Annotated in this window: 10 protein-coding genes and 1 pseudogene; 7 read left to right on the forward strand and 4 right to left on the reverse strand. The window is 64.1% G+C overall.

Features of this window, described 5'->3' with window-relative positions; genetic code table 11:
* Positions 1-37: 37 nt before the first annotated feature.
* Positions 38-598, forward strand: a complete 561-nt coding sequence (locus tag LMG28727_RS02640) for a hypothetical protein (protein WP_236591564.1) — start codon at positions 38-40, stop codon at positions 596-598.
* A 91-nt stretch (positions 599-689) separates the two neighbouring features.
* Here LMG28727_RS02640 and lptD read toward each other — a convergent pair.
* Positions 690-854: pseudogene (gene lptD / locus LMG28727_RS02645) on the reverse strand (LPS assembly protein LptD); the annotation flags it as partial.
* 260 nt (positions 855-1,114) lie between these two features.
* On the opposite strand from lptD, the gene bamA reads away from it, so the two are divergent.
* The 4 genes from bamA (at position 1,115) to LMG28727_RS02665 (ending at position 9,309) form a co-directional block, all read left to right on the forward strand.
* Entirely contained in the window at positions 1,115-3,484 is a 2,370-nt protein-coding gene (bamA, locus tag LMG28727_RS02650) for an outer membrane protein assembly factor BamA (RefSeq protein WP_201640742.1), read from the forward strand.
* A gap of 475 nt (positions 3,485-3,959) precedes the next feature.
* Positions 3,960-4,544, forward strand: coding sequence for a DUF2760 domain-containing protein (locus tag LMG28727_RS02655; protein WP_201640743.1), 585 nt, complete (start codon positions 3,960-3,962; stop codon positions 4,542-4,544).
* Positions 4,541-6,388, forward strand: coding sequence for an Hsp70 family protein (locus tag LMG28727_RS02660; RefSeq protein WP_201640744.1), 1,848 nt, complete (start codon positions 4,541-4,543; stop codon positions 6,386-6,388). Before LMG28727_RS02655 ends, LMG28727_RS02660 begins: the two co-directional genes overlap by 4 nt.
* On the forward strand, positions 6,385-9,309 hold the full coding sequence (locus LMG28727_RS02665) for an Hsp70 family protein (RefSeq protein WP_201640745.1): 2,925 nt from the start codon (positions 6,385-6,387) through the stop codon (positions 9,307-9,309). Before LMG28727_RS02660 ends, LMG28727_RS02665 begins: the two co-directional genes overlap by 4 nt.
* 52 nt (positions 9,310-9,361) lie before the next feature.
* Here the strand turns inward: LMG28727_RS02665 and LMG28727_RS33960 are convergent, their stop codons facing one another.
* Positions 9,362-9,811 carry a hypothetical protein gene (locus LMG28727_RS33960; protein WP_236591565.1) on the reverse strand — a complete coding sequence of 150 codons (450 nt, stop codon included), beginning with the start codon at positions 9,809-9,811 and terminating at the stop codon, positions 9,362-9,364.
* Between the two features lie 207 nt (positions 9,812-10,018).
* Positions 10,019-11,011: a diguanylate cyclase gene (locus tag LMG28727_RS02675; protein WP_201640746.1), complete on the reverse strand. Its 993-nt coding sequence runs from the start codon at positions 11,009-11,011 to the stop codon at positions 10,019-10,021.
* A gap of 328 nt (positions 11,012-11,339) precedes the next feature.
* Between LMG28727_RS02675 and LMG28727_RS02680 the strand changes: the two genes are divergently transcribed.
* The gene (locus LMG28727_RS02680; RefSeq protein WP_201640747.1) at positions 11,340-12,557 is read left to right on the forward strand and encodes an amidohydrolase family protein; all 1,218 of its coding nucleotides are present in this window, start codon (positions 11,340-11,342) and stop codon (positions 12,555-12,557) included.
* A gap of 109 nt (positions 12,558-12,666) precedes the next feature.
* The gene (locus LMG28727_RS02685; protein ID WP_201640748.1) at positions 12,667-13,563 is read left to right on the forward strand and encodes a LysR family transcriptional regulator; all 897 of its coding nucleotides are present in this window, start codon (positions 12,667-12,669) and stop codon (positions 13,561-13,563) included.
* 30 nt (positions 13,564-13,593) lie between these two features.
* On the opposite strand, the gene LMG28727_RS02690 is transcribed toward LMG28727_RS02685, so the two are convergent.
* The gene (locus LMG28727_RS02690) at positions 13,594-14,250 is read right to left on the reverse strand and encodes a glutathione S-transferase family protein (RefSeq protein WP_201640749.1); all 657 of its coding nucleotides are present in this window, start codon (positions 14,248-14,250) and stop codon (positions 13,594-13,596) included.
* Between the last annotated feature and the right edge of the window lie 4 nt (positions 14,251-14,254).

Here is a 14,254-nt window from a genome sequence, read left to right on the forward strand (position 1 = left end):
CGCTCGACAAAAAATAATCAGACACACGGGAAATAAATTGAAAACGCTATCAAAAGCGCTATTGGCTTCGGTTGCATGCGCCAGCGTCCTGGCAGGATGCGCGACCAACGGGCAGGGCCAGCTCGTTGTCGATCCTCGGGTCAATGCAACGATCACGACGGCGCTGATGCCGGCACCCGCGCCAGCCGTCGTGGTCGAAGAGGCGTATCAGCCTGTGCCGACCGATATCTATGTCGCCAATGTCGCCGAGCGCGACGTCTTCATTTCGGGCGGCAACACGTATTTCTGGGTCGTCGGACCGGATGGCGTGCGGCATCGTCACTTCTACGCGCGTGGCGATCATCGTGCCGACGTGTTTCATCGCCGCGACGAATTGCATCGGGTGATGGCGAATCATCAAGGGCATCTGCCGGATCACGCGATTGCCGGGCACCCGCAGATGGCGGGTCCGGGAGCGCATGGCGGCCCTGCTCCTTCTATGGCGGCACACGGTCAGCCCCGCCCCGGCGCTGCTCCAATGATGCCTGTCGCGCACGCTGCGCCGCCGGCAAGGCCGGCACCGGCAGCCAGGCCGTCGAAGGACCCGAAGAAGTCGTAACGACGTAGCAACGGGCAGCGATGCTGCTGCAGTCGAATCAAAGCCGGACCACTGAACGGGTCCGGCTTTTCTATTTGCGCTTGCATTACGGACGCGTGCTCAATGCAGCCGTCACGCGATTGGCGTCCCACACTCTGTCGTTGCCGACCAAGCTGTTCGGCATGAACAGCTCCGTCAGCCCGAAGTCAACCGTTGCGGTATCGAAGAGCGGCACGAAGTTCTGATTGCGATACGGCGTGTACACATAGAAGAGCCGGTTACACGCGCACTACGCTGACGCCGGTTCTGTAACGCTTTATTTCGAGTCGTGCATCGCAAACGCCGCGCACAGGCTGATGAGCGCGCTGCGCCCATTAGCAACCCTAATGGGCGGAAAGTTTTCAGTAACGAGCGGACGAACACCCGTCCCTATACTTCGCGCTTTCCAGAGCCTCGGGATCTTCGTTTTACAGACGCGACTCCCCTTCTGGCGTTCCCGTTTGCGCTGCGCGCGCCGCATCAGGACTGATACCTGAGATGAAATTACAAGTATTAACCAGCCGGATTGCCGGCCACCGGATCGCCGGCCACCGGATTGCCGGCCGCCGGATTGCCGGCCACCGGATCGCCGGTGCGCTTTCGCTTGCCGGCATCACGCTGGCGACCGGGTCGGCCCATGGCGCGGAGACCTTCGTCGTACAGGACATTCGAATCGAAGGCCTGAAGCGGATTGAACCGGGCACGCTGTTCGCGTATCTGCCGATCAAACAGGGACACACATTCAGTGCCGATAAGGCTTCCGAAGCAATTCGCGCGCTCTACGCAACGGGCTTTTTCAACGACGTGCGTATTTCGACCGAAGGGAATGTTGTCACCGTCTATGTTCAGGAGCGTCCTGCAGTCGGCACGATCGACTTTGCGGGCATCCACGAGTTCGACAAGGACAACCTTACCAAGGCGCTCAAATCGGTAGGGCTCTCGCAAGGGCAGTACTACGACAAGGCGCTGGTCGACAAGTCCGAGCAGGAACTGAAGCGCCAATACCTGACGCGCGGCTATTACGCCGCAGAAGTCACGACGACGATTACGCCAATCGACCGTAATCGGGTGGCGATTCTCTTCTCGGTGGCCGAAGGTCCGAGCGCGAAGATCCGTCAGATCAACTTGATCGGTAATCGGGCGTTCACCAGCGCCACCTTGCTCGACGAAATGCAACTGTCCACGCCGAACTGGTTCTCGTGGTACACGAAGAACGATCTGTATGCGAAAGACAAGCTCACCGGCGACCTCGAAAACGTCCGCTCGTATTACCTGAATCGCGGCTATCTCGAGTTCAATATCGATTCGACGCAGGTGTCGCTAACACCTGACAAGAAAGAGATGTACCTGACGATCTCGCTGCACGAAGGCGAGCCGTACACGATTTCGTCGATCAGGCTGGCCGGTAATCTGCTCGATCGCGAAGCGGAGTTGAACAAGCTCGTCAAGGTCAAGGCCGGGGACCGCTTCTCCGCGGAAAAGCTGCAAGCCACCACCAAGGCGATCGTCGACAAGCTCGGTGAATACGGCTACGCATTCGCGACCGTCAACGCGCAGCCGCAGATCGATCAGCAGCATCACACGGTCGATCTGACGCTGCAGGTCGACCCAAGCCGCCGCGTGTATGTGCGACATATCAACGTGGTCGGCAACTCGCGGACGCGAGACGAAGTGATCCGCCGCGAAATGCGTCAGCTCGAAAGCTCGTGGTTCGATTCGAACCGGCTCGCGTTGTCGAAAGACCGGATCAACCGTCTCGGCTATTTCACCGACGTGGACGTGACCACCGTGCCCGTGGAAGGCACGCCGGACCAGGTGGACATCGACGTCAAAGTAAGCGAAAAGCCGACCGGTGCAATTACATTAGGCGCGGGCTTTTCGTCGACGGACAAGGTGGTGTTGTCGGCGGGCATTTCGCAGGACAACGTGTTCGGCTCCGGCACGAGTCTCGCGCTGAACGTCAACACGGCCAAAACCTATCGCACGTTGACGGTGACGCAGACCGATCCGTACTTCACCGTCGACGGGATCAAGCGGATTACCGAAGCTTATTACCGCACCACCTACCCGCTCTATTACAACTCCGACACGAGCTTCCGGATTCTCACGATCGGCGCGGACCTGAAGTTCGGCATTCCGTTTTCCGAAGCCGATACGGTCTATCTCGGCATGGGGGTCGAACAGAACCGCATTTCGACGGACTCGACGACGCCGCAAAGTTACCTGGACTACGTTTCCGAATTCGGCCACGTCGTGAATAACGTGCCGCTGACCGCAGGCTGGGCACGTGACAATCGCGACAGCGCACTCGTGCCGAGCCGCGGCTATTTCCTGCAGGCCAACGCCGAAGTCGGCACCCCTGCCGGCGACACCGAGTACTACAAGGGCGATCTTCAGGCGCAGTATTACTACTCGTTCGCACGTGGCTTCATTCTTGGCCTGAATCTTCAGGGCGGTTACGGCAATGGCTTTGCGGGCAAGGCGTATCCGATCTTCAAGAACTATTACGCGGGAGGGATCGGTTCAGTGCGAGGCTACGAGCCGAGTTCGCTCGGCCCGCGCGATACGACGACCGGCGACCCGATTGGCGGCTCGCGGATGGTCGTCGCGAACGTCGAAATGACGGTGCCGCTGCCCGGCACCGGCTGGGACCGCACGCTGCGGGTGTTCAGCTTCGTCGATGCGGGCAACGTGTGGGGCAGCGAGGGCGACAGCACCGGGGCCAACGGCTTGCGCTACAGCTATGGCGCGGGTCTCGAATGGATTTCGCCGATTGGGCCGCTCAAATTGTCGGTCGGTTTCCCGATCATCCGGCACGCGACGGATCAGTATCAGGTCTTCCAGTTCCAGATCGGCACGTCGTTCTGAACTGCCCGCGTGGCCGTCGATCCGCTTTCGGACATGGACCGGTGCCCAGGCGCCCGGGCTTGAACGCTCCATTCCTGTCACGCCGATAGAGCTCGCCCCCCGTGCGTCTGTCGCCAGCGGTAAACCAGGGTATCCCTTCCAGACCCGGCGAAACCTGCGCAACCTGCGCAACAGCGAGCGCAACAACCCGCACCCTCGCCCGCCGCCCCGCCCCACAAACCGCCAATCTCGCCCCATTGCCCGCTAGAATGCCCGGTTTTGGCCGCCCCGGGCGCGTCACAAGGCAAAATACGGGTTTGCGCGTCCTGCGACGCGCGCGACACCGGATGCATCACGCGTCGGCGGCAGGCATGCCCCCGGCCTTCGACAACCCGCCCGATAACGGCCGCACCCCGCCCTGACATGGGCCGGCGGCCCGTGACGGGCGGCGCAGCCAGGACAGCTCGTCCTTTAACAGAGCACCTCAGGAGCATTGATGACCGATTCGAACCCATCCTTCCTCGGCAGGATTTCGCTTGCCGTGGGCACGTTTTTCAGCATCCTCGGCGATGGTAAATTCGCCGCCGACGTGTTGCGTCTGCGTAACGGCGCTGCAGCCCCAGCGCCCGCACCGGCACCCACACCGGCGCCCGCTGCTGCTCCGGCTCCGGCCCCGCAGCCCGCACCTGTGCTGAAAGAGGCCACGCCGGACGCCGCGCTGCAATTGCTCGGCCTGCTGCAACGCGACGCACGTCTGATCGACTTCGTCGAAGAAGACATCAAGAACTACAGCGACGCCGACATCGGCGCCGCCGCACGCCTCGTTCACGAAGGCTGCCGCGCCACGTTGCGCGAGCACTTCACGATCCGTCCGGTGCGCGACGAAGCCGAAGGCAGCCGCGTGACGCTGGCCGAAGGCTTCGACGCAAGTTCGATCCGCCTGACCGGCAATGTGGTCGGCAAGGCGCCGTTCAATGGCAGCATCAGCCATCGCGGCTGGCGCGTCGACGAAGTGCGTCTGCCGAAACTGACGGACAGCCACAACGCGAAAGTGATCGCTCCGGCGGAGGTGGAACTGTGAGCGACGCCCGTTATTCGATCGGTATCGACCTCGGCACCACACACTGCGCGCTGTCCTATGTGGACACGAGCGTGAGCGACGGCGAAAAAACTGCGCAACAGGTGCTGCCCATCGCGCAACTCACTGGCGCGGGCGCGGTCGACTACCTCGATCTGCTGCCGTCATTCCTCTATCTGCCGCACCCCGACGAACTCGCTGCCGGCGACCTGCACCTGCCGTGGACCGGCGAGCGCCAGTTCGCGGTCGGCGAGTTCGCCCGCAGCCGCGGCGCGGCCACGCCGATCCGGCTGGTGTCGAGCGCGAAAAGCTGGCTGTGCCACCCGGGCGTCGACCGGCGCGCCGCGATTCTGCCGAACGACGCACCGCCCGAGGTGGCACGCGTGTCGCCGCTCGAAAGCTCGGTGCGCTATCTGACGCACCTGCGCGAAGCGTGGGATCACGCGCATCCGGACGCGCCGTTCAGCCAGCAGGACATCACGGTGACGATCCCCGCGTCATTCGATCCAGCCGCGCGCGAACTGACCGCCGAAGCCGCGGAAGCCGCCGGCTACGGCCGCATGACGCTGCTCGAAGAGCCGCAAGCCGCGTTGTATAGCTGGATCCAGAAGAGCGACGGCCAGTGGCGCAAACAGGTCAAGCTCGGCGACATCATCCTCGTGGTCGACGTGGGCGGCGGCACGACCGACCTCTCGCTGATCGCCGTGATCGAACGCGACGGCAATCTCGAACTCCATCGCATCGCGGTCGGCGAACATATTCTGCTCGGCGGCGACAACATGGACCTCGCGCTCGCGCACGTGGTCGCCCGCAAGCTCGCGGCCCAGGGCACTCAGGCCGACGCGTGGCAGTTGCGCGCCCTCACCTACGCGTGCCGCTCCGCGAAAGAGACGCTGCTGAGCGACCCAGCCACCGACACCGTGCCGCTCGTGGTGCCGAGCCGCGGCTCGAAGCTGATCGGCGGATCGATCCGCACCGAACTCACGCGCGCCGAGCTGACGCAGACGATTCTCGAAGGCTTCTTCCCGCAGGTGGACAGCGCAGCGCGTCCGGTGACGCGCGCGCGGGCCGGTCTGACGCAACTTGGTCTGCCGTACGCGCAGGATGCGGGCATCACCCGTCATCTGGCGGCGTTTCTCGGACGTCAGGTCGGCGCGCTGGCCGAGCTCGAGGGTCTGCGCGATCAAGCCGCCGAAGGCGCCACCTTCCTGCACCCCACCGTCGTGCTGTTCAACGGCGGGGTGTTCAAGTCGGCGCTGCTGGTCGAGCGGATCATGAGCACGCTGAACCACTGGCTCACGGCGGAAAACGCAGCGCCGGCCCGCCTGCTCGAAGGCGCGGACCTCGATCTCGCGGTCGCGCGTGGCGCCGCCTACTACGGCTACGTGCGACGCGGCCAGGGCGTGCGGATTCGCGGCGGCACCGCGCGCGCGTACTACATCGCGATCGAGTCGGCGATGCCCGCCGTGCCCGGCCTCGAACCGCCGATCCAGGCGCTGTGCGTCGCGCCGTTCGGCATGGAAGAAGGCACCGACGCCGACTTGCCCGCGCAGGAGTTCGGCCTCGTGGTCGGCGAGCCGGTGCACTTCCGTTTCTTCGGATCGTCGGTGCGTCGACAGGATCAGGTGGGCACGCTGCTCGACTTCTGGGGCCCGGAGGAGTTGCAGGAACTGGAGGAAATCCAGGCCACGCTGCCCGCCTCCGGACGCACGGCCGGTGAGGTCGTGCCGGTGAAGCTGCATGCGCGCGTGACCGAAGCGGGCACGCTCGAACTCGAAGCGATCCCGCGCGGCTCCGACGAGCGCTGGAAGGTCGAGTTCGACGTTCGCGGCAACGCGAATGCATGACTGAGATGAAGCGGTACAGCGTCGGGATCGACCTTGGCACCAGCAACACGGTGCTGGCGTACGCGCAGACCGGGTCGACGGCGGACGGCGGTTCGCCGCCGATTCGCGTGTTCCCGATCGAACAACTGGTGAGTCCCGGCGAGGTCGCCGCGCGGCCGCTGCTGCCCTCGGTGCGGTATCAGCCGGCCGACGGCGAGCTAAGCGAGGGCGATCTGCAATTGCCGTGGACGGGGTCTGCTGCTGACAACGCTGACGCTAAAGCGCCAGCGTTCGCGCAACCGCAACCGGTCGTGGTCGGGCGCCTTGCGCGCTTGCTCGGGGCTCAGGTTCCCGGACGGTTAGTTGCAAGTGCGAAGAGTTGGTTGTCGCATGCGTCCGTTGATCGCGTCGCCCCCATCCTCCCGTGGGGCGCCGCCGACGACGTCCGCAAAGTCTCGCCGGTCGAAGCCAGCGCGAGCTATCTCGCGCACGTGCGCGCGGCGTGGAACCAGCAGTTCCCCGACGCACTGCTCGAACATCAGGACGTGGTGCTCACCGTCCCCGCTTCTTTCGACGAAGGCGCTCGCGCGCTCACCGTCGAAGCGGCGCGCATGGCCGGCCTGACTACCTTGCGCCTGCTGGAAGAACCGCAGGCCGCGTTCTACGACTGGCTGTTTCATCACCGCGAGCGGCTCGCGGACGAACTCGCGCACACGCGCCTCGTGCTGATCTGCGACGTGGGCGGCGGCACCACCGACCTCACGTTGATCGAAGTCGGCCCGGACAGCGGCGCTGGTCAGCCGCAACTCACGCGCATCGGCGTCGGCAATCATCTGATGCTGGGTGGCGACAACATGGATCTCGCGCTCGCGCATCTGGTCGAAGCGCGACTGCCGGGTAGCGACGGGCGTACGCGTCTGTCGGCGGCGAGTCTGTCGCAACTGGTCGAGCGCTGCCGTGGCGCCAAGGAACAACTGCTCGGGCCGCAAGCGCCTGATTCCGCGTCGATCACACTGCTTGGCGCAGGCTCGAAGCTGATCGGCGGCGCACGCACGGCGCAGGTCACGCGCGACGAAGTCGAGCGGGTGATCGTCGACGGCTTCTTTCCGAAGGTGGCGCCGAACGAACGGCCGGGCAGACCGCGTGGCGCGATTGTCGAATTCGGCTTGCCCTATGCGACCGACGCCGCCGTCACGCGTCATATCGCAGCATTCCTGAGCCGTTTCGCCGCGCAATCACGTAAGGCGCTGGGCCTGCCTGATGCGCCCGCCGCGTCCAGCGACGGCAACGGCGCTGGCGCTGGCGATGGCGGCTCATTACCGATCCCGGACACATTGCTGCTCAACGGCGGCGTATTCCGTGCCGACGCCCTCACCCGACGCCTCGCCGATACGCTCGGCGAGTGGCGCGGCGAAGCGCTCAACGTGCTGCATAACGACAACCCCGACGTCGCGGTTGCGCGTGGCGCGGTGGCCTACTCGCTGGCGCGCGCGGGCAATGCGCCGAAAATCGGCGGCGGCTCGCCACGCAGTTACTTTCTCGTACTCGACGAAACCGGCGAGCGTAAGCAGGACACCGGGCAGGACGCCGAAGCCGCACCCCGCGGGATTTGCCTGCTGCCGCGCGGCACCGAAGAAGGCCACGAAATCCTGATCGCGGATCGCACGTTCGCGCTGCGCCTCGGGCATCCGGTGCGCTTTCACCTGGTGTCATCCAGTGCGGACACGGTTTATCAACCCGGAGAACTGGTCGATCTCACCGGCAGCGACTTTATCCGCCTGCCGCCGATCGCCACCGTCGTGCAAGCGCACCGCGAACGCGCCGCGCGCTCGGAAACCCGGGTGCAGATCGCCACATCGCTGACTGAAGTGGGCACGCTCGACGTGCACTGCATCGAACTCGACAATCCCGCGCAACGCTGGCTGCTCGAATTCCAGTTGCGCGGTGACAATCCGCAAGTGGATTTGTCGACCGATGACCCCACCGCAGCACAACACCCGTCGCTGGATGCTGCGCTCGAACAGATCGACCGCTGCTTCGGCTCACGCGCGCAAAAGATCGACCCGAAAGAAGTCAAACGTCTGCGTGCACAACTCGAACAGTTGCTCGGACCACGCGACACCTGGAACAGCGCGTTGCTGCGCGAACTGTTCGGCGCGCTGTGGGAACGTGCGCGCCGTCGCCGGCGTTCGGCGGATCACGAACGGCTGTGGCTCAATCTGGCCGGCTATTGCGTACGCCCCGGTTTCGGCTATCCGTTGGACGAATGGCGGGTCGAGCAACTGTGGTCGCTATTCGACGACGGCATTCAGTATGTCAACGACAGCCAGGTCTGGTCCGAATGGTGGACGCTATGGCGCCGCGCGGCAGGGGGTCTCGACGAAAGCTCGCAATTGCGTGTGCTCGATGCAATGGCCTATCTGCAAACGGCAGCGCAATCGCGTCACAAGCTGCCGTTCGACGTTGCCAAAAGCGGTCTCGCCGATATGCTGCGCCTCAGTGCGTCGCTCGAACGCATTCCGGTCGAACGCAAAATCGAACTCGGCGAGGCGGTGCTGACGCGGCTGAAAAAGCCGGCTGAGAATCATCAAAGCTGGTGGGCGGTTGGGCGCATTGGCGCGCGGCGGCCTTTCTACGGCAGCGCGCATAGCGTCGTGCCACCGGAGATTGCCGGTCGGTGGTTGAACGCGATCCTCGCGCTCGACTGGAAGAAGGTCGATCCCGCCGCATTTGCCGCCGTGCAGATTGCGCGGATGACCGGCGACCGCTCACGCGATCTCGCCGACGATTTGCGTCACACGGTGCTGCGACGGCTCGAAGCGTCCAACGCACCGCGCGCGTGGATCACAATGGTCAGCGAAAACGTGGAACTCGATAACGCCGACGAAGGACGTGTGTTCGGCGAGTCGCTGCCGGCGGGGTTGAAGCTGATCGCAAGTTGAGATGTGCGCGTCAGGCGCTGGCGGGTCGCGGCGGCCCTGCTGCTGGATCCCGCTATTGGAAATCGAACTTCAGCACCGCCTGCGCCGCCAGCGGATGGCCGCGTTTCTCCAGACTTTCCGCCAGCAGATCGCGAAACATCAACGCATTGTCCGCGCCGTGCTGCAGGCGAAATTCGCGCAATACCTCGGCAATGGCGTTGCGCTGCGTCACCGGTGTCAGCGTGCTGGCAATGAACGAACTGCCCCGGGCCAATTCCATCAGATAGGTTGATCTGAAAAATGCCTCGGCCTGCTGGCCGGATTTGCTGCGTGCTTTGGGTTCTCGGGGCATCGTTGTTGTTTTCTGCCGTTTCGTTGCACGTACCGGAAGCAGGCGTTTCCTGTCTCCTTTCACGCCCTGCAGCGCTGACTTCGACTCACTGCAACTATCTAAACAGCAAGTTCTTAAGGAAACCTTACGCGCGAGCAAAGAACGATCCAGGCGGGTGCGATGGACACCCATCGCCGCTTCTCACGCATTGGGTCCAGGTCGTAAATACCTGCAGCGCTGTCGTTTGCCTGAGCGCGCGCGCAAACAGGCCGCGACTTTCAACCTCGTTGCCGGACCGTGCCGACTCGCACGCTACGGCAAACAGGGCCGAGTCATCGCCGGCCACGCAAACGGGTTGCTACGCGAATCGTCAGGATGCCTGATGGCGGGACTCGCACTTCATGCCATCGTCACCAGATTCCGGCCGCGATGTTTCGAGCGATACAGCGCACTATCCGCGCTCGCAAACCCGTCACGATGCGCGGGCCGCGGCGACTCCGTGATGCGCGTCAGCGATGCCCCCACGCTCACCGTCACCACGCCGAGCGGCGACGCGCGATGTTCGATCGCCAGATCCTCGACTCCCTGGCGCAGCGCGTTGAGGGTGTCGGCGAGATCCGCGGACTCCGCTCGCAGCACCAGCAGCCCAAACTCTTCACCGCCCATGCGTCCGACGACGATGCGCTCGCCATCGGCCGCCGCCTGCATCACCGACGCGACCGCGCGCAGACAGTGATCGCCCGCCGGGTGGCCGTAGGTGTCGTTGTATTGCTTGAACCAGTCGACGTCGACCACCACAGAGCCCATCACCTCGCCTTCCTGCGCCTCTTTCCAGCGGCGCGCAATGGTCTCCAGCAGGAAACGGCGGTTGTACAACTGCGTGAGCGGGTCGATTGCCGTGGCCGTGCGCATCTTCAGATCGTTCTCGATCATGGCGCGCAGGTGGTAGAACACGCCGCGCTGCCCGGCGTCGAGCTTGCCGGGCGAGGGATCCATCGCGCACAACGCGCCGACGATCTCGCCATTCGGCGCGCGCAGCGCGATCGCCGCGTAAAAGCGCACGAACGGGTAGCGCTTCACCAGCATGCATTCGCGAAACCGGCTGTCGTCGTGCGCATCTTCGATCACGAACAGCTCGGCGTCACGCACCGCATAGTCGGCCAGCGATCGGGCCCGCGTCACCAGCGGCATCGACATGCCGACCTCGGCGCGATAGTGCTGATACTCCTCGTCGAGCAGCGTAATCGCGGTGATGGCCGCGCCGGTCACGCTCTTGAGAATTTCCGCCGCGTGAATAAAGCACTCGCGCATCACCTGATCGTCATGTAACAGCCACTCGATGACAGACGACTCCACTTCAGGTTCACCAGAGGCGGACGAATCAACTGCCATTCGACTGGCCAGACGGTCGTTACTGTAAGCGAGTTGCACGGCGAGGTTCCAGAATGTAATTAGCTTATGTCAACGGCATCAGCATCCGAAACTTGAGTGTCCGGCGTGAGTTCCGCGCAATTTCTACAGGGTCTGGCGCCCTGTACGGGGTCAACCCAGGTGAAAGGACGCGGATGACCCACGAAGTACAATTCACCCGCACGTCGCTGCCCGCTTTCGTTTCGCTGAAAAAGGGGTCACGTGAATTATTCAACAGACCAATGCAGTGCCGGCCGTTAGTCTCTGTTCGTGGCCGTCAAACTGCGAAGTCCATAAGGAGACAAGCCGCATGACGAACACCTGGCTCATCACGAATGTCCGCCCGCATGCGGGCCCGCGCGCCGATGGCTGCGTCGATGTGTCGATCGCCGCTGGGCGGATCGCCGCGATCGGCCCCAACCTGCCGCGCGAGCCGGGTGTGACCGTCGAGGACGGCGCGGGTGCATTGCTGCTGCCGGGTTTCGTCGAAGGCCATACGCATCTGGACAAAACCCTGTGGGGGATGGACTGGTATCGCAACGAGGTCGGACCGAAGCTGACCGACCGGATCGAGAACGAGCGACGCTACCGCGCCGAAAGCGGCCACGATGCGGGCGCGCAATCGCTCGCGCTGGCTCGCGCGTTCCTGCAGGCGGGCACGACGCGCCTGCGGACCCATGTGGATATCGACACCGACGCTGGCCTGCGCTATCTGGACGGTGTGCTGGCAACGCGCGATGCGTTGCGCGACGTGCTCGACATGCAGATCGTCGCGTTTCCGCAATCCGGGGTGCTGCGCCGTCCGGGCACCGACGCGCTGCTCGCCCGTGCGTTGCAGGCGGGCGCCGACGTGCTCGGCGCGCTCGATCCGGCCTTGATCGACGGCGACCCGGTGGCGTCGCTCAACCTGAGTTTCGAGCTCGCGCAGCGCTACGACAAGCCGATCGACATCCATCTGCACGAGCCGGGCGAACTGGGCGCGTTCACGCTGGGACTTCTGCTCGACCGCGTCGAGGCGCTCGGCATGCAGGGCCGCGTGGTGGTGAGTCACGCGTTCTGTCTGGGCGCGCTGCCCGAGCCTGCACGCGATGCGCTGCTGGAGCGCCTCGCCGATCTGCGCGTGGCGCTGCTGACCACCGCGCCGTCATCCACCCCCGTGCCGCCGCTCAAAGCTTGCCTGCAAAGAGGCGTCACGCTGTTTGGCGGCAACGACGGGATTCGCGACACATGGACGCCTTACGGCTCACCGGACATGCTCGAACGCGCGATGCTGATCGCGATGCGCTACGGCCTGCGTCGCGACGACGATCTGGCGCTCGCGTTCGACTGCGTGAGCAGCGTCGCCGCCCACGCCTGCGGCTTCAGCGAATACGGCTTACACCAGGGCGCGCGCGCCGACCTCGTGCTGGTCGCCGCCGATACGCTGGCGCACGCGCTCGTCGCGAGGCCGCCGCGCAAGCTGGTGGTCGCGCATGGACGGATCGTCGCGCGCGATGGCGTATGCGTCGAAGACCTGATCGAGCACTGAGTTGACACCCGGATCGCCCGCCACGCTGCTTGGGCAGCGGCGCCGCAAGCCCTGCCGCGCAATGCGCGTTTCACGTCATCGGCCATAACGAACACGTTTTTTCTTTCACATGATCAATCTCTTCCAGGCCATGCAGGCTTTCGTCAAGGTCGCCGACGCGGGCAGCTTCGCGCAGGCCGCCGCGAATCTCGGGGTGTCGACGTCGGTCGTGACGCGCCATGTATCGAGCCTCGAACAGCATCTCGGCATCCGCCTGTTCCAGCGCACCACGCGCAAGGTCGTACTGACTGAAGCCGGCGCCGACTACGCCGGCGGCTGCCGGGTCCTGCTCGCCGAGCTCGAAGAAGTCGAGATGCGTGCGACCACCACGTCGAAGGAAGTCGCGGGCGATCTGCGCATCGTGGCACTCGGCAGCTTCTCGCTGTTTCGCCTCACCCCGCTATTCGCCGACTATCAGACCCGCTTTCCGCAAGTAAATCTGCGGGTCACGCTGACCGAAAAACGGGTCGATCTGCTGGAGGGCGGCTTCGATGTGGGCATCGTGACCGAGCACATGATCCGCTCGGAATCGCTAGTGGTGCGTCGGCTGATCAACTCGCATGCAGTGCCGGTGGCGGCGCCCGCATATCTCGCGCAGGCCAGCCATCCGCACCTACCCGCCGATCTGGCGCGGCACCGCGTGATTGCCGCGCCGCTCGACACCAGTCCGCACACGTGGGTGTTCAGCAAAGACTCGGGCGGCGACGAAAGCATCGCGCTGGATGCGTCGTTCACCGTGAACAGCATGATCATGCAGAAGCAGGCGGCGCTGGGTGCGATGGGGATTGCGTTGCTGCCGCTCGAAATGGTCGCCGACGAATTGCAGGCCGGCACGCTGCAACGCGTGCTCGGCGACTATGCGGTGCTCAATGGCGATGTCGCTGTGTCGCTGGTTTATCCGAGCCGGGAGTTCGTGCCGCGCAAAGTGCGCGAGTTCATCGATCTGGCGGTGGGCTATTTCAAATGAACTCGCGGACCGGGTCTGCGCGGCGTTTTTTCAAACCGCAGCGTAGACGCCGGCCATCGTAGTGAATCCTTCGACACGCTTGAGTCGCGTGCTCCAGCGTGACAGCGCCGGATAGTCGATCGATTCGATCTCCGCTTCGTCGAGCAACGCGACCGGCACGAAACACGCGACGTCGGCGATCGTCGGCGCTGAAGTCCCGCAGACGAATGGCGTGCCCGACGCTTCGTTGAACCAGCAGGTTTCGTCGAGGATTCGTAGCCGCTGTCTGGCTTCTTTCCTCGCTTCGTGAGACGGCTTCGGGTCTCGCGATTGCGCGCCCTGCAGTACCCGTGCCCGCGCTGCAAACACCACGCCGCTTAATTGCGCAGCGAAATCGAGCCACATCTGAATCTGCGCGAATTGCAGCGGATCGTCTGAAGGCAACCAGTGCAGGTGTTTCTCGCGGTTCCCTGCATAGCGTCGCGCAACGTACACGAGAATGGCGTGCGCACCGTGCAGCAGTACTCCGTCGGCGTCGAGCACCGGTAAGGTGCCGAGGGGATTCATCGCGAGAAAGCGGCGTGTGCGGTTCTGTTTCGACGGATAAAGCTCGATACGTACCCTCTCGTATTCCACATCGAGCAGGCCGAGCATCAGCCGGACCTTGTAGCTTTCTCCGCACAACTCGTCGTCGTAAAGTTTGAGCATCGCG

The organism is Paraburkholderia metrosideri (assembly GCF_904848625.1).
Lineage (GTDB): Bacteria > Pseudomonadota > Gammaproteobacteria > Burkholderiales > Burkholderiaceae > Paraburkholderia > Paraburkholderia metrosideri.

Bases quoted from the DNA above. Each gene is read 5' to 3' on its own strand.
- LMG28727_RS02665 (WP_201640745.1), top strand. From the start codon at position 6,385: ATGACTGAGATGAAGCGGTACAGCGTCGGGATCGACCTTGGCACCAGC.
- bamA (WP_201640742.1), top strand. From the start codon at position 1,115: ATGAAATTACAAGTATTAACCAGCCGGATTGCCGGCCACCGGATCGCC.
- LMG28727_RS02675 (WP_201640746.1), bottom strand. From the start codon at position 11,011: ATGGCAGTTGATTCGTCCGCCTCTGGTGAACCTGAAGTGGAGTCGTCT.
- LMG28727_RS02685 (WP_201640748.1), top strand. From the start codon at position 12,667: ATGATCAATCTCTTCCAGGCCATGCAGGCTTTCGTCAAGGTCGCCGAC.
- LMG28727_RS02680 (WP_201640747.1), top strand. From the start codon at position 11,340: ATGACGAACACCTGGCTCATCACGAATGTCCGCCCGCATGCGGGCCCG.
- LMG28727_RS02690 (WP_201640749.1), bottom strand. From the start codon at position 14,250: ATGCTCAAACTTTACGACGACGAGTTGTGCGGAGAAAGCTACAAGGTC.
- LMG28727_RS33960 (WP_236591565.1), bottom strand. From the start codon at position 9,811: ATGGGTGTCCATCGCACCCGCCTGGATCGTTCTTTGCTCGCGCGTAAG.
- LMG28727_RS02655 (WP_201640743.1), top strand. From the start codon at position 3,960: ATGACCGATTCGAACCCATCCTTCCTCGGCAGGATTTCGCTTGCCGTG.